Annotated in this window: 14 protein-coding genes; 5 read left to right on the forward strand and 9 right to left on the reverse strand. The window is 73.3% G+C overall.

Going from position 1 to position 20,539, the window contains the following annotated elements; translation table 11 throughout:
- Positions 1-26: 26 nt before the first annotated feature.
- Positions 27-650 (forward strand): hypothetical protein, encoded by a 624-nt coding sequence (locus OHB04_RS16595; protein ID WP_326688473.1) that lies wholly within the window; start codon positions 27-29, stop codon positions 648-650.
- Between the two features lie 126 nt (positions 651-776).
- On the opposite strand, the gene purH is transcribed toward OHB04_RS16595, so the two are convergent.
- Entirely contained in the window at positions 777-2,354 is a 1,578-nt protein-coding gene (gene purH, locus OHB04_RS16600) for a bifunctional phosphoribosylaminoimidazolecarboxamide formyltransferase/IMP cyclohydrolase (protein ID WP_326807716.1), read from the reverse strand.
- On the reverse strand, positions 2,347-3,006 hold the full coding sequence (gene purN / locus OHB04_RS16605; protein ID WP_326809461.1) for a phosphoribosylglycinamide formyltransferase: 660 nt from the start codon (positions 3,004-3,006) through the stop codon (positions 2,347-2,349). Before purN ends, purH begins: the two co-directional genes overlap by 8 nt.
- Before the next feature lie 275 nt (positions 3,007-3,281).
- Between purN and OHB04_RS16610 the strand changes: the two genes are divergently transcribed.
- The gene (locus OHB04_RS16610; protein WP_326807717.1) at positions 3,282-4,271 is read left to right on the forward strand and encodes a hypothetical protein; all 990 of its coding nucleotides are present in this window, start codon (positions 3,282-3,284) and stop codon (positions 4,269-4,271) included.
- 12 nt (positions 4,272-4,283) lie between these two features.
- Here OHB04_RS16610 and OHB04_RS16615 read toward each other — a convergent pair whose 3' ends face one another.
- Positions 4,284-6,410 carry a cell division protein PerM gene (locus OHB04_RS16615; protein ID WP_326807718.1) on the reverse strand — a complete coding sequence of 709 codons (2,127 nt, stop codon included), beginning with the start codon at positions 6,408-6,410 and terminating at the stop codon, positions 4,284-4,286.
- Positions 6,411-6,744: 334 nt separating this feature from the next.
- Here OHB04_RS16615 and OHB04_RS16620 point away from each other — a divergent pair, with 334 nt between their 5' ends.
- On the forward strand, positions 6,745-8,613 hold the full coding sequence (locus OHB04_RS16620) for a hypothetical protein (protein ID WP_326807719.1): 1,869 nt from the start codon (positions 6,745-6,747) through the stop codon (positions 8,611-8,613).
- Here the strand turns inward: OHB04_RS16620 and sucD are convergent.
- From sucD to OHB04_RS16645, 5 genes are all read right to left on the reverse strand, one after another.
- Complete coding sequence (sucD, locus tag OHB04_RS16625; protein WP_326688478.1) at positions 8,603-9,487, reverse strand: succinate--CoA ligase subunit alpha; 885 nt, start codon at positions 9,485-9,487, stop codon at positions 8,603-8,605. The two genes, OHB04_RS16620 and sucD, sit on opposite strands and share 11 nt — an antisense overlap.
- A 35-nt stretch (positions 9,488-9,522) precedes the next feature.
- Positions 9,523-10,695 (reverse strand): ADP-forming succinate--CoA ligase subunit beta, encoded by a 1,173-nt coding sequence (sucC, locus tag OHB04_RS16630; protein ID WP_326688479.1) that lies wholly within the window; start codon positions 10,693-10,695, stop codon positions 9,523-9,525.
- A gap of 347 nt (positions 10,696-11,042) precedes the next feature.
- Entirely contained in the window at positions 11,043-12,182 is a 1,140-nt protein-coding gene (locus tag OHB04_RS16635) for a VWA domain-containing protein (protein WP_326809462.1), read from the reverse strand.
- Positions 12,183-12,451: 269 nt separating this feature from the next.
- Entirely contained in the window at positions 12,452-15,304 is a 2,853-nt protein-coding gene (locus OHB04_RS16640; protein WP_326807720.1) for a DUF5682 family protein, read from the reverse strand.
- On the reverse strand, positions 15,301-16,407 hold the full coding sequence (locus OHB04_RS16645) for an ATP-binding protein (RefSeq protein WP_326807721.1): 1,107 nt from the start codon (positions 16,405-16,407) through the stop codon (positions 15,301-15,303). Before OHB04_RS16645 ends, OHB04_RS16640 begins: the two co-directional genes overlap by 4 nt.
- A 185-nt stretch (positions 16,408-16,592) precedes the next feature.
- Here OHB04_RS16645 and OHB04_RS16650 point away from each other — a divergent pair, with 185 nt between their 5' ends.
- Both OHB04_RS16650 and OHB04_RS16655 read left to right on the forward strand, forming a co-directional pair.
- Positions 16,593-18,212 (forward strand): SWIM zinc finger family protein, encoded by a 1,620-nt coding sequence (locus OHB04_RS16650; RefSeq protein ID WP_326807722.1) that lies wholly within the window; start codon positions 16,593-16,595, stop codon positions 18,210-18,212.
- A 104-nt stretch (positions 18,213-18,316) separates the two neighbouring features.
- Complete coding sequence (locus tag OHB04_RS16655) at positions 18,317-19,963, forward strand: DUF5691 domain-containing protein (RefSeq protein WP_326807723.1); 1,647 nt, start codon at positions 18,317-18,319, stop codon at positions 19,961-19,963.
- Positions 19,964-20,107: 144 nt separating this feature from the next.
- Here the strand turns inward: OHB04_RS16655 and OHB04_RS16660 are convergent, their stop codons facing one another.
- Positions 20,108-20,518, reverse strand: coding sequence for a cobalamin B12-binding domain-containing protein (locus tag OHB04_RS16660; RefSeq protein WP_326688484.1), 411 nt, complete (start codon positions 20,516-20,518; stop codon positions 20,108-20,110).
- Positions 20,519-20,539: the final 21 nt, after the last annotated feature.

Here is a 20,539-nt window from a genome sequence, read left to right on the forward strand (position 1 = left end):
CTCAACCCCGTCGGAGGAAACAGCTCGTGAGCTACCCCCCGCCTCCTGGCCAGAACCCGAACAATCCGTACGCGGCTCCCCAGCAGGGCGCCCCCTACGGATACCCGCAGCAGAGCCCCCCGCCCCAGTACGGCTATCCGCAGCAGGGCGGCATGCCCGCCTACCCGGGCGCCGCCTACCCGGGCGGCCCCATGGCACGGTCCGTCAGCATGCCGGGGCAGCTCATCACGGCGCGCGTGCTGCTCTTCTTCGCGGGGTCGCTGTGGGGGCTCTTCTCGCTCTTCCCGCTCATCGGCGGTCTGGCGGCCGGCAGCATGCTGAACGACCTGCCCGGCGTGGGCTCGGCGGACGGCGCCGCGGTCGGCATCGGCCTCCTCTTCTTCCTCCTGCTCGGTGGCCTGGCCGCGCTGCACATCGTGCCCGCCGCGATGTTCGGCAAGGGCGGCATCGGCACCCGCGTCACCGCGATCATCGCCGCCTCGATCAACGCCCTGTGCCCGCTGCTGGGCGTCCTGGGCGCGCTGGGAAGCGGCGACGCCGCGGTCGGCCAGGTCTTCGCGGGCCTGCTGTGGCTGGCAACCGCCGTGCTCACGATCGTCTTCTGCTCGCTGAACACCGCGAGCCAGTGGTTCAACAGGCCGCGCCACTGAGCCTCCGGGACGCACAGCCCACGACAACGGGAACGGGCCACTCGCCGCGGCGAGTGGCCCGTTCCCGTTGTGCTCGGAGGGACTCCCCCTCGTGCCGGAGGGACTCGGAAAGAGACCCGCCCGGTGTCAGTGGAAGAAGTGCCGGGTGCCGGTGAAGTACATCGTCACCCCGGCGGCGTTCGCGGCCTCGACGACCTGCTCGTCGCGCACCGATCCCCCCGGCTGGACGACCGCGCGGACCCCGGCCTCGGCCAGCACCTCGAAACCGTCGGGGAAGGGGAAGAACGCGTCGGACGCCGCGTAGGAGCCCTGTGCGCGCTCCTCACCGGCGCGCTGCACGGCCAGTCGTGCCGAGTCGACGCGGTTGACCTGGCCCATGCCGACGCCCACGGTCGCGCGGTCCTTGGCGAGCAGGATGGCGTTGGACTTCACCGCGCGGCTCGCCCGCCACGCGAAGACCAGTTCGTCCAGCTCGTCCGCCGCCAGCGCCGGGCCGGCCGCCAGCTGCCAGTTGGCCGGGTCGTCGCCCTCGGCCTGGAAGACGTCCTTGACCTGCGCGAGGCCGCCGCCGTCGATGGGGCGGAACTCGGCGGGCGCCTGCGGCGCCTCGGGGCAGCGCAGCACGCGGATGTTCTTCTTGCGGGAGAGGACCTCCACGGCGCCGTCCTCGTAGGCGGGCGCGACGATGACCTCGGTGAAGATCTCCGCGACCTGCTCCGCCATCGCGGCCGAGACCGGCTGGTTGACGGCGATCACGCCGCCGTAGGCCGACAGCGGGTCGCAGGCGTGCGCCTTGCGGTGCGCCTCGGCGACGTCGGCGCCCACGGCGATACCGCACGGGTTGGTGTGCTTGATGACCGCGACGCACGGCTCGGCGTGGTCGTAGGCCGCACGGCGCGCCGCCTCGGTGTCGACGTAGTTGTTGTACGACATCTCCTTGCCGTGCAGCTGCTCCGCCTCCGCCAGACCGCCGCAGCCACCCGTGTAGAGGGCGGCGGGCTGGTGCGGGTTCTCGCCGTAGCGCAGCACGTTCTTGCGCTCGTAGGTCACACCGAGGAAGCCGGGGAACGCCGAGGAGCCGGCACCCTCCTCGGTGTAGTCCCCCGCGAACCAGCCCGCGACCGCCACGTCGTAGGCCGCGGTGTGGCGGAACGCCTCGCCCGCCAGCCGCTTGCGGGCCGCCAGGTCGAAGCCGCCGTCCTCGGCGGCCTTGAGGACCTCGCCGTAGTGGCCGGGGTTGACGACGACCGCGACCGAGGGGTGGTTCTTGGCGGCGGCGCGCACCATCGAGGGGCCGCCGATGTCGATCTGCTCCACGCACTCGTCGGGGGAGGCACCGGAGGCGACCGTCTCCTCGAACGGGTAGAGATTGACGACGACCAGCTCGAACGGTTCGACACCCAGCTCCGCCAGCTGCTCGCGGTGTGCGTCCAGCCGCTGGTCGGCGAGGATCCCGGCGTGCACGCGCGGGTGCAGGGTCTTGACCCGCCCGTCCAGACACTCCGGGAAGCCGGTCACATCCTCGACCGGCGTGACCGGGACACCGGCCGCGGCGATCTTCTTCGCGGTCGAGCCGGTGGACACGAGCTGGACCCCGGCGGCGTGCAGCCCCTGTGCCAGCTCCTCCAGGCCGCTCTTGTCGTACACGCTGATCAGCGCGCGGCGGATCGGTCGCTTGGCGCTCATCGCAGCACTCTCACTCATGACCCAGTCGTACCCTTCTCATATTCGGCCCCTCGATCGTGTAGCCGTCGCGGGCGAGACGCTCCACGACCTCGACGAGCAGCCGTCGCTCGACTTCCTTGATCCGCTCATGCAGTGCGGCACCGTTGTCGGTGTAGTCCTCTTCCAGGACCTCGACGGCGCGCTGCGCGATCACGGGCCCGGTGTCGACGCCGTCGTCGACGAAGTGGACGGTGCACCCGGTCACCTTCGCGCCGTACGTGAGCGCGTCACGTACGCCGTGGGCACCGGGGAAGCTGGGGAGCAGCGCGGGGTGGGTGTTGAGGACCCGCCCGCCGAAAAGCGCCAGGAACCGGGGGCCGACGATCTTCATGAACCCGGCCGAGACCACCAGGTCCGGCGTGTGCGCCGCTGTCTCCTCCGCCAGGGCGGCGTCCCACTCCTCGCGGGTGACGAAGTCCTTGACGCGGCACACGTAGGTGGGAATTCCGGCCCGCTCGGCACGCTCCAGACCGGCGATACCGCCACGGTCGGCTCCCACGGCCACGATCTCGTAGGGCGGCGCGGGATCCTGGGCCGCCGCGTCGAGCAGCGCCTGGAGATTCGTGCCCGAACCGGACACCAGGACCACCAGGCGCGCCGGGCGGGCGGGGCGGAAGGACTGCGCGGCCACGACTGGGCTCTCTCTCACGGGGGAGACGGGATTGTGTGGTCGTACAAGGACGAGGACCGGAGATTTCCGGGGAACTCTACGAAGCGTCCGACCGTCGGCAACGATACCGGCACTCCGGGCGGCCCCCACGGGACGGGGGCGCATGCGGAAGGTAGCGTCAGGGACACGGTCCTGGTACGGGCCCTGTGCATGTCCGGTGCGGGCTCCGCAGCGGGGTCCGCGGGCCGCAGTGCCGTGGCAGCGACGCGGAAGCGATGAGGGAAGACACACACCAGATGACCGACCGACGCCGCCGTGCGGCAGCATCCGACAGCACCTCCCGCGAGGACAACCCCTTCGCGCCACCGCCGGAGGGGCAGCCGGACCAGCCGTGGGAGCCGCGCCGGGTCTCGTCGGATTCCGGTTCGGGGTCCGGCTCAGGTTCCGGCTCGGGTTCCGGCTCGGGCTCGGGCTCGGCGCAGGGGAAGGGTGAGGGCGAAGGGGGTTCCGGTTCGGGGTCCGGGACCGGTTCGGGGTCCGAGGGGGACAAGGAACGTTCGGCGTGGGGCAGCCAGTGGAGCAGCCGCCAGCCCGGACGGCAGAGCGGCGGCTTCGGCGGCGGTCCCGGAAGCACCGGCAGCGGCGACAACGGGAACGGCAGCGGCGGCGGCAATGGGGACAAGGGGCCGGGCACCCAGAAGGGCATGCGCTGGGACCCGACCGACCCGCTCCAGCGGCACGCCCGCTACGCGTTGCACGCCGGTATCTGGGGGCTGTTCTTCTCGCTCCTGAGCCTGCCGGAGGTCGCCCTGCTGCTCGGAGTGCTCTCGGTCTACTGGGGCATCAGCGCGCTGCGCGGCAAGCAGCCCAAGTCCGCCAGGGAGGCGGGCGGCAGGGCAGGCGCCAAGGGCGGAGCCAAGCGGAGCCGTGGGGTGAGGGCCACAGCCGAGGACGTCGCGGGCACCGCCCGCCCCCCTGAGAGCGGCGACGGTGCCGACAGCGGCGGCAACGATGACCGCGAGGGCGGCGGCCGGGCGGACGGCAAGCCGCCGGTCCCGCTGGCCGTGACCCCCGCGCAGGCGGCGAAGGCCAAGCGGACGGCGGCCATCAGCGGGCTGGTCACCGCGAGCCTGACGCTGGCGATCGTGGCCGCGACGTTCACGTTCCAGTCCGTCTACCAGGACTACTACACCTGCCAGCAGGACGCCCTCACCCAGTCCTCGCGCGACGACTGCAAACAGCACCTGCCGGAGCGGCTGCGCCCCCTGCTGGAGAACAGCCCCTGACGCACTCGGTGGCTAGTCCGGCCGGGAGAAGTCCTTCTCGGGGTCGTCGGAGTGCTCGTCGACCTCGGGGTTCTCCTGGTGTTTCGGGTGCTCCAGGTGCTTGGGGTGCTCGTCGTCCTCGTCGCCCCCGCCGTTCTCGCCGTCCTCGTCGTCCTCGTCGTCCTCGTCGTTCTCGGAATCCGGGGGTGCCGGGTGGCGCGTCGAGTCCGCGGCGTTCGGCTCAGTGGCAGACGACGGGGCGTCGTCGCCGGGCTCGCTCGGAGTGCCGTAGTCACTTGAGGCGCCGGGGTCACCTGGGCTGCCGGCCTCGTCCGGGGTGCTGGAGTCCTGGGGAGTGCCGGCGTCCTGCGGAGTGCCGGCGTCGCCCAGGGGGTCGGCGTCTTCCGGGGCGCTGGGGTCACCCGGAGTGCCGGCGCCGCCCGGGGCGCCGGGCTCGCTGAGGGGGTCCTGGCCGACGGGTTCCCCGGCCGCCGCGTGATCGTCGTATCCGCCGAGGTGCCCGAAGCCGTCGTCCTGCGCGAAGAAGCCGCAATCCCTCGGGTCCCCCGGCTCGAAGCCGGGCATCAGCCCGCCGGATGCCTTCTTCATCGCCGACCAGCGCGCCCGCCGTGCCTCGTCCGTGTGCCAGTCCTCGTCGGGGCCGTGCAGCGGGGCGAGGGCGGCGAGCTCCGCCTCGTGCCGTGCCGCCGCTGCCGCGCGGCGGGTGCTCAGTACGGTCCACCACCGCGCCCAGAGCCCGGTGGGAAGACCGACAACGAGCATCCAGGCGCAGGCTGCGCCCCCGGTCTGCCACCAGTGCGGTCCGAGGTGGGCCAGGTTCCCGCTGCCGAGCGCGCCACCCGCGCACGCGGTGAGCAGCGCCACGGCCGCGCCGCACAGCACGGCGGCGAGGGGCACCATCACCATGACGGACCGCCACCCCGCCCCGTCGTGGCCGGTGTTCACGCCGGAGGGGCCGTACGGAGAACTCCCGGCATCCGGTGCGGGGGAAGAACTCGCACCATCCGGTGCGCCGAAAAGCGACGCGGCATCCGGTGCGCGGAAACGCGACGCGGCATCCGGTGCGAGGGAGGCGAGGGGGCCGACAGCCGCCTTCGAGCGGCCCGCCCACCAGCCGCACATCAGCCCGCCCAGCAGCGGTACCGCTCCCGCCAGACACCACTCCAAGGCACCGCCCGTTCCCTCTTCCGGCACGGCGGCGAGCAGCGGAAACGGGGGCAGGTGCGGGTATCCGGAAGCGACGGCCGGCCCGGCCACGCTTCCGGCGCCGAGGGAGAATCCCGGCCCGAGACCGTAGGCCATGGCCCACAAGACGGCGTTCGGCAGCAGCGCCACCGCGAGCACCAGCAGCGCGAACTGCCCCGAGGCGCTGGCGGTGAGCTGCGGGAAGGCGTCCAATACGGCGCTCGTGTGCCACAGCACGGCGCCCGTCAGCAGCAGCGCTCCCCCGCCGCACAGCACCACCGTCGCGGCGGTGGCGGCCTGCGCCGCAACGGCGACGCGTTCGCGCGTCAGGACGCGCGGGGCGACGCGCGGCAGGAGCGCGCCCGGCAGCCGGGCGGAGAGCGCCACCCGGATCGAGTGCGCCGAGCGGCGCTGCCCGAAGGCCACGCACCCGCAGGCGACGGAAGCGACGCTCAGGGGCAGGCGCCACACCACGCTGAACGCGTCCACCTGGAGCGGGCCGCCCGAGGTGTAGGCGGCAGCGGCGGCCCCGACCAACAGATAGCCGCCGCAGACCCATCCGGCGGCGGTCAGCGCGGTGTGCCCGGTGCTCGCCTCCAGCCGGGCGTCCAGCCCCTCCCGGGTGGCCCGCCACAGCAGCCAGACGGGTACGACCGTCAGCATCAGCGGTGTCACCCCCACGGGTGCGGGCACGCCCGACAGGGTCTCCTGACGTACGAGTTGCACGCCGTGCGCCAGCAGCCACAGGTCGGCGGCCGTCTGCAACGCGCCGTCAGCCCCGCTGTCGGGATACGGCGAGACGGTCCACAGCAGCAGGACGACCACGGCGAACCCGCCGAGGCCGAGCACGGCGGCAACAGCGCCGCCCAGCAGCCAGCCGCTGGTGAGGGGCACGGGCCGGTGGTGGCTGCGGCCCGAGGACAACGATGGGCCGCGGTGCGTCAATTGGCTCACGCCGTCATGCTGCCAAGAACACCCGTTTTGCCCTAGTAGCGGGCAATTCATCGCTGTGTCGCACAAGCTATACGTTATGCACCTTTCTTCCGACCCCACTGGCGCGGCAACGGGCGCCTCTCCGAATAAGTCTGACGCCCCGTCCGCCCCCGATGCCGCCTCCCCGGCGAGGAAGAAGCGCAGCTCAGCGCGGAAGCGGTCGGCGAAGAGGCCGGACGCCTCGACGCCGGTCCCCGTGAAGGGGGGCGCGGGGGCGCCCCAGCGGAAGCCCGCCCCCAAGAAACACTCCACCAAAAAGCACTCCACCCTGAAGAAGACGGCTCCCCCGCCTGAGATGGGACCGCGGCCCAAGGCAGCACTGAAGCGCGAGGCGGGCGCCGGGCCCCAGGCAGAGGCCGGGCCCAAGGAAGAGCCTCAGCCCGAAGCAGGCCCGGAGCCCGAGGAGGGGCCGGAGCCCCAGTCGGCGCCGGAGACCAAGCCGGTACCAGAGCCCACGGGGGCGACGGAGACCACGGGGGCGGCGGAGCTCATGGGGGCGGCGGAAACCCTGGGGGCCGCGGAGGCCACACCAGCGCCGCCGGAGTCCATGGGGGCGGCGCGGGATTCCCCCGCTGGGGGCGAGCAGCCGGCGGCGGAGGCCGAGCCGCAGGCCCCCGTTGAGGCTGCGCCCGAGGCCGACACCGGGGCCTCGGACGCAACCGTGACCGAAGGCGAGGCCGGGACCGGGGCCGTGACCAAAGGCGAGGCCGAAGGCACGACGGAGGAGGCGGAGGAGTCGGAAGAGTCGGAGGCGGAGGAGACAGGAGAGACGGGAGAAACTTCTGGCAAGACCACCCGCCCGGCCCCTCCCGATACCCCCGACCCGGGCCTGGACACGGCCCCGACCCCGACCCCGGACCCAGCCCCAGCCCCGGACACGGACGTCGGCAACCGACCGTCCACCCCATCGGCCCCGGCGCCCCGTTCCGAGGTGCGGGTGGTGTCGGTGCGGGTGCCCGTCCCCGTACCCGTACCGCAGGCGGCGCCCGCGCCGCGCGCCGCGCCGCAGCCGCACAACGCGGAGCCCCCCGTGCGGGGGCCGGAGGACGACTTCGCCCGGACGGCTGTGCCGGAGCCGCTGGAGGGTGGCCCCGTCGAAGCGTTCGATCAGCTGTACGTGCGGCAGGCGCGGGCCCTGACCCGGCAGGCGTTCCTGCTGTGCGGGCACCGCCGGGTGGCCCGGCGGGCGGTGGCCTGGGCGTTTCACCAGGCGTGGCAGCGCTGGCCCGAGGTCATGGCGAGCAGCGACCCCGCAGGCTGGGTGCGGGCGACCGCGTACGAGTACGCGCTCTCCCCCTGGCACCAGCTGCACCCCGGCCACCGGCGGCCCGAGGCGTACCCGGGCCCGCCCGAGGACAAGGCGATGCTGGAGGCGTTCTTGCGGCTGCCGCGCCTCTACCGCGCGGCGCTCCTGCTGTTCGACGGCCTCGGGCTGACTCTGCCGGACACCGCGGCCGAGACGGAGGCCAGCACCCGGGCGACCGCAGCCAGGGTCAACCACGCACGGGCCGCGCTCGCGCTCGGCTGGCCGGAGCTGCGCGAGACGCCGGATGAGGAACGTGCCGCGCTCGTCGGGCGCAGACTGCGGGAGCTGGCCGCCGCCCAGCCGGTGCGTCCCGTACCGTCCCGCCTCGTACGGCGCGGCAGCGAGTTCACTACGCGGCGCTGGACGCGGGCCTCCGTCGGCCTGACCGCGACCGTGACGGCGGCGACGGTCTTCACCCTGCTCACCGTCGACAGCGACGGCGCTTCCCGGGAGCCGGCGAAGTGGCCGTACTCGCGCAGCGTCTTCCTCCCGGAGACGGCCCCGGCCGGCACCGGCCCCGCCGTGCCCCTCCCGGACGGCTCCGCCTCCGTGTCCGCCTCCGTCCGGCCGGGCGGCCCGGCGTCGGCCGCCTCCGCTCCCGCGACACCGCGCTCCGGGCGCCCGCTGCCAGGGCCCGCCGAACCGGCCACCCACGCCTACCTGCCGCAGCTGCGCTCCACCAATGAGCGCGTCCAGCTGGAGGACTTCATGGAGAGCGACGAGGGGCGGGAGGACGGATCCATGAGGGCGCCGGGCAGGGCCGCGCAAGCTGACGGGCCCGCACCCCAGAGGGGTACGGGCCCGTCAGCACGTTCGGCGCGCCCCTCACTCGGGGGCCCGCCGACGCTCAGCCGTTGAGGCGCTCGCGTGCCAGGCGCGCGGTCTCGGACGGGGTCTTGCCGACCTTCACGCCCGCGGCCTCCAGGGCCTCCTTCTTCGCCTGCGCGGTGCCGGAGGAGCCGGAGACGATGGCGCCGGCGTGGCCCATGGTCTTGCCCTCGGGCGCCGTGAAGCCCGCGACGTAGCCGACGACCGGCTTGGTCACGTTCTCCTTGATGAAGTCGGCCGCACGCTCCTCGGCGTCGCCGCCGATCTCACCGATCATCACGATCAGGTCGGTGTCGGGGTCGGCCTCGAACGCCTTGAGGGCGTCGATGTGCGTGGTGCCGATGACCGGGTCACCGCCGATGCCGACGCAGGTCGAGAAGCCGATGTCGCGCAGCTCGTACATCATCTGGTACGTCAGCGTGCCGGACTTCGAGACCAGGCCGATGCGGCCCGGCTTGGTGATGTCGGCCGGGATGATGCCCGCGTTGGACTGGCCGGGGGTGATCAGACCCGGGCAGTTCGGGCCGACGATCCGCGTCTTGTTGCCCTTCTGGGAGGCGTAGTCCCAGAAGTACGCGGTGTCGTGGACGGCGATGCCCTCGGTGATCACGACGGCCAGGCCGATGCCCGCGTCGATCGCCTCGACGACGGCGTCCTTGCTGAACTTCGGGGGTACGAAGATCACGGTGACGTCGGCGCCGGTGGCCTCGATGGCCTCCTTGACGCCGCCGAAGACGGGCACCTCGGTGCCGTCGAAGTCAACGGTCGTGCCCGCCTTGCGCGGGTTCACACCGCCGACGATGTTGGTGCCGGAGGCCAGCATCCGCTTGGTGTGCTTCTGGCCCTCCGAGCCGGTCATCCCCTGGACGATGACCTTGCTCTCCTTGTTGAGGAAGATAGCCATGGTGTGTCGGTGTCCTCGTTCGGTCTCGTCCGGGCTTACTTGGCAGCCAGCTCGGCAGCCTTGTCGGCCGCCCCGTCCATCGTGTCCACCTGCTGCACCAGCGGGTGGTCGGCGTCGGTCAGGATCTTGCGGCCCAGCTCGGCGTTGTTGCCGTCGAGGCGCACGACCAGCGGCTTGTTGACGTCCTCGCCCTTGGACTTGAGCAGCTCGAGCGCCTGCACGATGCCGTTGGCGACCGCGTCACAGGCGGTGATGCCGCCGAAGACGTTCACGAAGACGGACTTGACGTCCGGGTCACCGAGAATGATCTCCAGGCCGTTGGCCATCACCTCGGCGGAGGCGCCGCCGCCGATGTCGAGGAAGTTGGCGGGCTTGACGCCGCTGTGCTTCTCGCCGGCGTAGGCCACCACGTCGAGGGTGGACATGACCAGGCCCGCGCCGTTGCCGATGATGCCGACCTGGCCGTCGAGCTTGACGTAGTTGAGGCCCTTGGCCTTGGCCGCCGCCTCCAGCGGGTTGGCCGCGGCCTTGTCCTCAAGGGCCTCGTGGTCGGGCTGGCGGAAGTCGGCGTTGGCGTCCAGCGACACCTTGCCGTCCAGCGCGATGACCTTGCCGTCACCGGTCTTGACCAGCGGGTTCACCTCGACGAGCAGGGCGTCTTCCTTGATGAAGACGTCCCACAGCTTGATGAGGACGTTGGCGACCTGGTCGATCAGCTCGGCCGGGAACTTCGCGGCCTCGGCGATCTCGCGGGCCTTCGCGTCGGTGACGCCCTCGATGGCGTCCACCGGGATCTTGGCCAGCGCCTCGGGCTTGGTGGCCGCGACCTCCTCGATCTCGACACCGCCCTCGACGGAGGCCATGGCCAGGAAGGTGCGGTTGGTGCGGTCGAGGAGGAAGGAGACGTAGTACTCCTCCGCGATGTCGGCGGTCTGGGCCAGCATCACCTTGTGGACCGTGTGGCCCTTGATGTCCATGCCCAGAATCTGGCCGGCCTTCTCGACCGCGTCCGCCGGGTCGGAGGCCAGCTTCACGCCACCGGCCTTGCCACGGCCGCCGGTCTTGACCTGCGCCTTGACGACCGCCCGGCCGCCGAGCCGCTCGGTCACCTCGCGCGCCGACTCAGGCGTCTCGATGACTTCACCGGCCAGCACCGGTACGTCATGCTTGGCGAAGATGTCCCTCGCCTGGTACTCGAACAGGTCCACGCGCGTCCGTCCCCTTAATCAGTGGTCTCGCGGTCGATGTCAGCGTGGGCGTGCCGCAGGGCCGCGGCGTCCACGGATCGCGCGGCATGTCCGCCTTGCAGGTTAGCTCTGCGTACGTGTGCTGCCTAAATCGCAGGTCACACCTGAGCGGTGACAACGGTCACAGGACGTATCCGTGCGGGGGCGGCTCCCTGCGTCTGTCAGCCACCTTTCGCCCGCCGTCCCGGCGGGAAGTGACCGTGCTGCGGGGATGGTTCGTGCACGTGGTCGTACGTTGTCGTGGTCGTGCACGTGGTCGTACGTCGTCGCGCTCGTAGTCGTACGTCGCGCTCGTGGTCGTGGTCGCGCTAGGCCGGGATCGGGAGAGGGCGCTTCTCCAAGGCCGCTGCCATCACCTCGGGGAACAGGTCGGGGGTGCAGGCGAAGGCGGGAGCGCCCAGCGCGGCGAGCGCCGCCGCGTGCTCGCGGTCGTAGGACGGGGCCCCCTCGTCGGAGAGGGCGAGCAGAGTGACGAACCGCACGCCGGCGGCCTTCATGGCCGCGACCCGCTTGAGCATCTCCTCGCGTATCCCTCCCTCGTACAGATCACTGATCAGGACGACGACGGTCTCCGCCGGGCGGCTGATGCGCGACTGGCAGTAGGCCAGCGCGCGGTTGATGTCGGTGCCGCCGCCCAGCTGGGTGCCGAAGAGGACATCGACCGGGTCGTCCAGGTCCTCGGTCAGATCCACCACATTGGTGTCGAAGACGACCAGCCGGGTGTCCAGCGTCCGCATGGAGGCGAGGACGGCGCCGAACACCGAGGCGTAGACGACGGAGGACGCCATCGATCCCGACTGGTCGACGCACAGGATGACGTCCTTCTTGACGGACCGCGCGGCCCGGCCGTAGCCGATCAGCCGCTCCGGCACGATCGTGCCGTGCTCGGGCAGGTAGTTCTTGAGGTTGGCCCGGATGGTGCGGTTCCAGTCGATGTCGCGGTGGCGAGGGCGGCTGACCTTCGCGGACCGGTCGAGCGCCCCCGTGAGCGTCGAACGGGTCCGCGCGGCCAGCCGCTTCTCCAGCTCGGCGACGACCTTGCGCACCACCGCGCGCGCCGTCTCCCTGCTGGTCTCGGGCATCGCTTTGTTCAGCGACAACAAGGTGCCGACGAGGTGGACGTCCGGCTCGACGGCCTCCAGCATCTCCGGCTCCAGCAGCAGCGAGGCGAGCCCGAGCCGGTCGATGGCGTCCCGCTGCATGACCTGTACGACGGAGCTGGGGAAGTAGGTACGGATATCGCCCAGCCACCGGGACACGTGCGGCGCGGAGGCGCCGAGTCCGCCGCCGCCCCGGGCTCCGGTGCCCGTACCTGTGCCGGTTCCGGTTCCGGTTCCGGTTCCGGTGCCGCCTGCGCCGTAGACAACTTCGAGCGTGCGGTCCATACCGCTGTCGGTTGACCCGAGGGCGCAGCCCGTGCCGTCCGCCTCGCCGCCACCGAGCACCATCCGCCAGCGCCTGATCCGCTCCTGCTCCGGATCCAGCTCGCGCCCGGGTTCGGGGGCGGGGGCCGGCTCGGGAGCGGACCGGGGTTCGGGAGCGGGCTCGGGCTCGGGGGTCCGCTCCCGCTGGGGGGCCGGCTCGCGTTCGGGGGCCGGTCCTCGTCGCTGCTCCGGGGCTTGTCCCCGCTGCTGGTCCGGGTCGAGAGCTGTCTCGGGTGGCTGCGGCCCCTCCCCCGCAGCGTTCCGCACGCTCCCCCTGTGGTCCTCACCCGTCCTCATACGCCCGCGCCCTCCCTTCGCCTCGCGTCTTCGGGACTCGCCACCCCGCCCGGCTCTGTCGTGCCACCCGGCTCTGTCGTGCCCCCTGGGCTGGTGGGGCTGGTGGGGTCGGCGCCCAGCAGCAGGCGCACCGTCGCCAGCACCGCGTCGGCCCGGTCCGTCTCCAGGCCGGAACCGAAACCGGGCAGGGCCACCCCCGCGCCGTTGTCCGCCCCCGCACCGGACCCGCCGCCCGCCGTGGCCTGCGGGCCGCGCCGTACCAACTCGCCCAGGGTGCGGCGCACCCCCGCCTCGTACTCCGCGAACGTCCGCCGCAGCAGCGGCAGTACGTCCGTGAACGCACCCCCTGGCACCCCCGTCAGCCAGCGGTCCACCAGCGTCAGCAGTCGTTCGTCGTGGACGAGCAGCATTCCGCCGCCCGCGAGGAAGCCCTCGATCCACACCGCCGCCTCGGCTGGTGGCGTGCCGGGCGAGAGGACAAGGCTCATCAGCCGCGCCGCCTCCTCGTCCGCCAACTGGCCGTCGTCCAGCAGCAATCGGGTGCAGCGGCCCCGGATCAGGCCCGGGAGGCGGTCACGCTCGGCGAGCGTCCGCAGCACGCCCCGCCAGCTGTCCAGCAGCGCGGCACCGTCCACCCTGGCCGCCGCCCCCGCCTCCCCCGTGGCCTCCACAGCCGCGAGCTCCGTCCCCGTGACCTCCGGCGCCGCGTGTTCGTCCCGGGCGAGGAGGCTCACCGCGTGGTGTGCGGCGTCCAGGTGTCCGCGCATGTCGCGGGCGCCCTCGGCGTCGAGCCCCGCGCAGGCGGGCGGGAGGCCCACACACACCCGCTCGGCCATGCCCCCGGCCACCTCGGCGAGCGCACCCGCGTCGGTGCCGCGCACATCGCCGTAGCGCAGCGTGCGCACCAGCGCGGGCAGGGCCTGTGCGAGGTGGCCCACGTCGGACTCCAGCGCGGCGCGGTCGGCGAGCACCCGCATCACCACCGGCAGCGCGTCCGGCAGTTCGGCGAGCAGGCACCGTTCGGCCAGGGCCGTGACCTCGGCGAGCGACGCGCCGCTCGCCTCCGCCGCCTCGCCGCGCGCCTTGGCCGTCGCCGCCTCGTACACGGTCGTGCCCCATATCCCCGCCTCGGCGACGCGCACCGACAGCTCCGGCTCCCAGCGCAGCCGCCAGCTCTCCCGGAACGTGCCCGTGCTGCCCGTCCGCCCCGCCGTCGGCTCACCCCAGCCGATGCCGAGCAGCCGCAGCCGGTGCAGCAGTCTGCTGCGTGCGGCGTCGGTCTCCTTACGCAGGTCCAGGCCCAACTCCCGCTCTTCCGCAGCCGGTTTGAGCCGCACCGCGCGCTGTCGGCGCACCAGGTCCCGTTGGAGGGGCACGGCCGGCGCTGCCTCCGGCACCTCGCCCAGCACGTCCCCGACCACCAACTGGTCGTGTATCAGCCCCATCGGCACGTCCGAGCCTTCGCACAGCACGGCCCGTGCGGCGTCGGTCGTCTCCGTGAGCCCGGCCAGCGGGCGGCCCCGCATCACCGCCAGGGTCTCCGCCAGCCGTACGGCCTCGATGACGTGCGCCGAGGAGACGGGATGGTCCTGCTCGCGCAGCAGTCCGGCGGCCTTGATCAGCCATCGCTCCACGGGTTTGTCCGGCACGGAGAACAGGTGTCCGTACCACCCGGGCGAGGCGATGCCCGCGCCGTATCCGGACTGGCGCGCCAGCCTGCGGTGGGTCCACGGCACCCACGTGACCTCGGCCTTCACCCGGGGCAGGCCCTTGAGCATCCGGCGGTCGGCCGTCGCCGTCGTGGGCACGGTGAGCGCGGGCACGTGCCAGGCGCCGCAGACCACCGCCGTCGCCGCGTCACCGAACTCCTTGCGCGCCTCCCGCAGGCGCAGCCGCATGTGGGCCTCGCGGATCAGATCTCTTCGGTGGCCGCCGTCGCCGTGCCGGGCCCGCAGCTCGGCCATGGCCTCACCGAGCGCGGCGAACGGCTCGTACGGGTCGGCCCCTTGGGTGCCCTCGCTGCCCCCGCTGCCGCCTCGGTGCTCGACGGCGTCCTCCCACCAGCGCTCCGGATCGTCGTACCCGGCCGCCTCGGCGAGCGCCGCCAACGGGTCGAGCCGTATGCCGTCCCCGCCTCCGCCCCTGTCCCCGCCTCCGCCCCTGTCGTCGTCGGCGGCTTCGGCTTCGGCTTCGGCTTCGGCTTCGGCTTCGGCTTCGGCTTCGGCTTCGGCTTCGGCTTCGGCTTCGGTACCAATACCGGTGCCGGTGCCGGTGTCTGTACCGGTGGTCGCCCCTTCGTCCGTATCGGCCGACCCGCCGTCCCCACCCCTGTCCCCCTCCGTGTGGGTGTCCCCGACGGCACCACCCCCGTCGGTGCCGTCGGGGACCGTCTGCTCCCCCTCCTCACCCGGCTCGGGCTCGGGCTCCCCCTCAGCCCTCTTCGCCCTGTCTGCCGGGCCGGTCTCTCCTCCCCTTTCGTCCTCCTCGGACAGCGCCAGGGAGTGCGCAGCGGGCAGGTCGATGAAGCGGACCGGAACGCCACGCTCCGCCGCCCAGCGGATCGCCACCCACTCCGGCGAGAACTCCGCGAGGGGCCAGAACGCCGCCCTCCCCGGGTCGTTCACCGCGTGCGCCAACAGTGCCACCGGCGGGACCATGCCCTCGTCCGCCGCGAGCCCCGCCACCGCGTCGGCCTCCGGCGGGCCCTCGATCAGCACGACCCGGGGTGCGTAGGACTCCAGCGTGGCGCGGACCGCGCGGGCCGAGCCCGGGCCGTGGTGCCGCACCCCCATCAACAGCGGCCCGGTCACCACGGCACCGGCCCCCGCCGTCGCCCTCGCCGCCGTCATACCGACACCTCTCGGCAGGCCCGGTAGAAGTCCTTCCATCCGTCGCGCTCGCGCACGACGGCCTCCAGATACTCCTGCCAGACCACCCCGTCCGAGGACGGGTCACGGACGACGGCGCCGAGGATCCCCGCCGCGACGTCGCTCGCGCGCAGCACCCCGTCCCCGAAGTGCGCCGCCAGCGCGAGCCCTCCCGTGACGACGGAGATGGCCTCGGCCGTGGAGAGCGTGCCCGAGGGGGACTTGATCTTCGTACGGCCGTCCTCGGTGACGCCGTCGCGCAGCTCGCGGAAGACGGTGACCACCCGGCGGATCTCGTCGTACCCCTCGGGGGCCGGCGGCAGATCGAGCGAGCGGCCGAGCTGCCCGACGCGGCGTGCCACGATCTCGACTTCGGCCTCCGCCGTCTCGGGCAGCGGCAGCACCACGGTGTTGAACCGGCGGCGCAGGGCACTCGACAGCTCATTGACCCCGCGGTCGCGGTCGTTGGCCGTCGCGATCAGGTTGAAGCCGCGGACGGCCTGCACCTCCTCGCCCAGCTCGGGGAGGGGCAGCGTCTTCTCCGACAGGACGGTGATCAGCGTGTCCTGTACATCGGCGGGGATACGGGTCAGCTCCTCGACCCGCGCCGTCATCCCCTCCGCCATCGCACGCATCACCGGGCTGGGCACCAGCGCCGCCCGGCTGGGGCCGTGGGTGAGCAACTCCGCGTAGTTCCACCCATATCTGATGGACTCTTCGGACGTGCCTGCCGTGCCCTGGACCAGCAGCGTCGAGTCACCGCTGATGGCCGCGGCCAGGTGCTCGGACACCCAGGTCTTTGCCGTGCCCGGCACCCCGAGCAGCAGAAGCGCGCGGTCGGTGGCCAGCGTGCTGACGGCGACCTCGACAATGCGGCGCGGCCCGACGTACTTGGGCGAGACGACCCGGCCCCCGGGCAGCTCGCCGCCCAGGAGATACGTCGCCACCGCCCAGGGCGACAGCCGCCAGCGCTCGGGCCGGGGCCGGTCGTCCACCTCGGCCAGAAGTGTCAGCTCGTCGGCGAAGGCGTCCTCGGCGTGCGGTCGCAGTGCGGCGGCCGGGCCGGTGGCTGGGCTCTCGGTCACAACTCCCCCTTCGCGCAGGACTGATGACAGAAAAAGGCAAGCGAACGGCCAAGGAATTGCCCCCACGCCGCAGCGCCTCGGCCGATCCGTCATCCACCATGCACCCCGCCACTGACAATCGCCCTGACCTGCGGAAATGAGCAGGCCAGTGGGCAGTGTCAGTGGCGCCGCCTACCGTCTTTCGCATGGGTGGACAGGCGGTCCGCTGGACGGCGGAGCAGGTAATGGCGCTGGCGCCTGACGACACGTCACGCCGTGCGGGGAGCAAGCTGTCGGCACCCGGACCCTGGAGGGAGGCCGGGTCGGACGGGGGCGCGGTGTGGGGGCTGTGCAACGGCAGCGGCAGCACGCCGTATCGGACGGTGGTGGAGCTGAACGGCGGTCAGGGCCCTGCGTACAAGTGCAGTTGTCCGAGCAGAAAGTTCCCCTGCAAGCACGCGGTGGGCCTGCTGCTCTTGTGGGCCGAGGACGAGACGGCGGTGACCGAGGCCCCACAGCCTCCGGAGTGGGCCGGCGCGTGGCTGGAGGGCCGCAGGAACCGCGCCGCGGGGAAGACACCGGGCAGACCGGCGGACGGAGCGACAAGGACGACGGGGGGTCCGGCGGGGACGGAGGACGGAGCCGGCGCGGCGAGGGACACGGAGGAAGCGAGAGACGACACGGCCGGGAACGGCCCAAGCGGAGCCGGCCCGGCGACGGACAACCCCACGGCGGGCAGCACGGCGACGGGCAGCACAGCAGCTGACGGCCCGGCAGCGGACAGCCCGGCGGAAGGCGGCTCTTCGGGGTCCGGCGCGCGGGCCGAGGGGACGCGCCGTCGTGCGGGGCAGCGCGCCGCACGGATAGCGGCGGGCGCCGAGGAGCTGGAGCAGCGGCTCGCCGACCTGCTGCGCGGCGGTCTCGCGGGCACCGACCAGGCGGGGTACGCGCCCTGGGAGGAAATGGCGGCCCGCATGGTCGACGCCCAGGCGCCCGGCCTCGCCGCCCGAATAAGGGAGTTGGGAACACTCCCCGGCTCCGGGGAGGGCTGGCCCGAGCGGCTGCTGTCGGAGTGCGCCCTGCTGCACCTGCTGGCCCGCGCATACCTGCGCCTCGACGCGCTGCCCGCGCCGCTCGCCGAGACGGTCAGGGCACGGGTGGGCCTGACGGTGGAGGCGGCGGAGCTGCTGGCGGACGAGGGGAGCCTGATACGCGACGAATGGCTGGTCCTGGCCCAGCGCGACACGGAGGAGGGGCGGTTGACGGCACGGCGCGTCTGGCTGCACGGCCGCGCCACGGGGCGCCGCGCGCTGCTCCTGTCCTACGGCGCCGGGGGCCGGGCACCCGAGCTGGCGCTGCCGGTGGGCACGGTGCTGGAAGCCGACCTGGCGTACTACCCGGGCGCCGGTCCGCTGCGGGCCGCGCTCGGCGAGCGGCACGGCGCACCGCTGCCCGGTTTCCCACCGCCGGGCGGCAGCGTGCCGGACGCGCTGAGCGCCTACGGGCAGGCGCTGTGTGCCGACCCGTGGCTGGACGGCTGGCCGTTCGTCCTGCGCGAGGTGGTGCCGGTGCCGCCTCCGGAGGCGGGGACGGGGGCAGAGGCGGGCCCAGGAGCGGGGGCGGCGAAGGCAGGCGAGCGCGGCTGGCAACTGGCCGACGCCGAGGCTGAGTTCGCACTGCCCATAGCGCCGGGCACAGCCGAGGGCGCGCTGTGGAAACTGCTGGCTCTCTCGGCGGAGGGGCCGGTCACGGTCTTCGGCGAGGTCGGCCACCGCGGCTTCGCGCCGCACACGGCCTGGAGCGAGGACAGAGCCGTCCCGCTGTGAGAGCCGATAAGGCCGCGAGAGCCGCGGAGCCGCGGGAGCAGTGGAGCCGGGCGAACAGAGCCGTGACGGAGGGGACCGCAGGAGTGGGAGGGGAGATGAGGGGCATGGCGGGGACAGCGCCGGATGAACAGCGCGCGTACGGAAGCGCGCTGGCAGCGGGCGACGCTGCGGGGACGGCGCGCCCGGATGGCGGGGCGCCCTGGGGCGAGCTGGTGGCCGCCGCGCTGCTGGGCGCCGAGCGGCGGCGGCCACCGGGAGGCAGTGTGACGGCACTGCTGGACGCCGCCGCCGCCGAGACCGTACGACGGCGCGCGGGAGCGCTGCCCGCCACGCCGCTCCGCCATGTGGAGCCCGCGCCCGAGGACCGCAGAGGCCCCCTGCCCACAGCGGCGGAGCGGCGCCTGGCCGCCCTGCTCGCGAACCGCGCGGCGCCGGGCGCCGGCCAGCCGGGCGGGGCCTCGGGGCGGCGCGGCCCCGGCCCCGACCTGGGCGAGCTGCTTCCGCAGTGGCTGGCCGAGGCCAACGCCCAGGGCTACCGCGCCCCGGCGGCGCTGCTGCCCGCGCTGCTGGACGCGGCACGGGCGCGTACCGATCTGCGGGGCGAGACGCTGGCGTTCGCCGGGCCGCGCGCGCTGTGGCTGGCACGCCAGAACCCCGACTGGAAGTTCGCGCTGCGTGACGGAGTACGTCGTCAGGCGCCGGACTCCACCGGTCCGGAGGAAGCGGAAAAGCTGTGGGAGGAGGGGCTGTTCGCGGAGCGGGTGGCACTGCTGGGCGCACTGCGGCGACGCGCCCCCGAGGCGGGGCTGGCGTTGCTGGCCGCCACCTGGCAGACCGAACGGGCAGAGGACAGACTGATGTTCCTCGACTCCCTGCGGCAGGGGCTGAACGGGACGGACGAGCCGTTCCTGGAACGGGCGCTGTCCGATCGCAGCCGCACCGTGCGGGCGACGGCGGCCGAACTGCTGGCCGCACTGCCCGATTCGGCGCTGGCGGCCCGGATGGCGACGCGGGCCCGCAGCTGTGTGACGCTCGATCGGCTGGACGGGCGCGGCATCGTGGTGGAAGCGCCGCACGAGTGCGACGCGGACATGCAGCGCGACGGCGTCATACCCAAGCCGCCCAGCGGACGGGGCGAACGGGCCTGGTGGCTGTGCCAGTTGGTGGAGGCCACGCCGCTGAGCGTCTGGACCGAGCGGCTGGGCGGGCTGCCGCCCTCCCGGATCGTGGCCCTGCCGGTGGCCGACGGCTGGCTCGACGACCTCCACGCGGCGTGGTGCGGGGCTGCCGTCCGGCAGCGGGACGCCGCGTGGGCGCGTGCGCTCATCGGGCAGCCCACCGCGCCCTTCACCGAGGGTCCCGGGGACCCCGCCAAGCTGCTGTCGGTGCTGCCCGCGCGGGAGCGCGGCGAGTGGGCCGCGCGCTTCATCTCCGCGCACGGGCTGTCGGAGGCTTTCCGCATTCTGGGGGTGTGCGGGGTGCCGTGGCCGCTGCCGTTGGGGCGCGCGGTGGTCGACGCGCTGGAGATCGCGCGCGACGCGGGCAGCTACCCGTGGAGCTTCAGCGGGGTGATGGGGCTCGCCGAGCGCTGTCTCGACCCGGCCGACGCGGAGCGGCTCGCGCCGCTTGCCGCTGTCCCCGACGAGACGGAGGGGGAGGCCCCTGGCGCCGGGGCCTACTGGGCGGAGTCCTTCCAGCGCCTGGTCGCCACGTTGCGCTTGCGCGCCGCCATGCTCGCCGAACTGCGTTGAGGGCCTCGTCGCCCGCCGACGCCCTGGCGGTATCCGATCCACCCCACCTGGCGCAGTTCGGCACCGCCGGACACCTCGACTCCCGCTGAGCGCCGTCGCGGCGGGAAGAGGGGGCCGAAAAGCGGGCGCCCAGCCGGGAGGCGGCTACGCGGGGACGGGGCGGATGTGGGTGTGGATCCAGGTGACCACCTCGTTCGTGGTGGCGCCCGGGGTGAAGATCTCCGCGACACCCTGCTCCTTGAGCGGGGCGATGTCGTCCTCGGGGATGATTCCGCCGCCGAACACCTTGATGTCGGCGGCGTCCCGCTCCCGCAGCAGTTCCAGCACGCGCGCGAACAGCGTGTTGTGCGCGCCGGAGAGGATCGAGAGGCCGATCGCGTCCGCGTCCTCCTGGATCGCGGTGTCCACGATCTGCTCGGGTGTCTGGTGCAGGCCGGTGTAGATGACCTCCATGCCCGCGTCCCGCAGAGCGCGGGCGATGACCTTGGCGCCGCGGTCGTGACCGTCCAGGCCAGGCTTGGCGACGACCACACGGATCGGACCCGACACACCCATCACTGCCTCCAACTGCGACGT

It is taken from the genome of Streptomyces sp. NBC_01775, assembly GCF_035917675.1.
GTDB lineage: Bacteria > Actinomycetota > Actinomycetes > Streptomycetales > Streptomycetaceae > Streptomyces.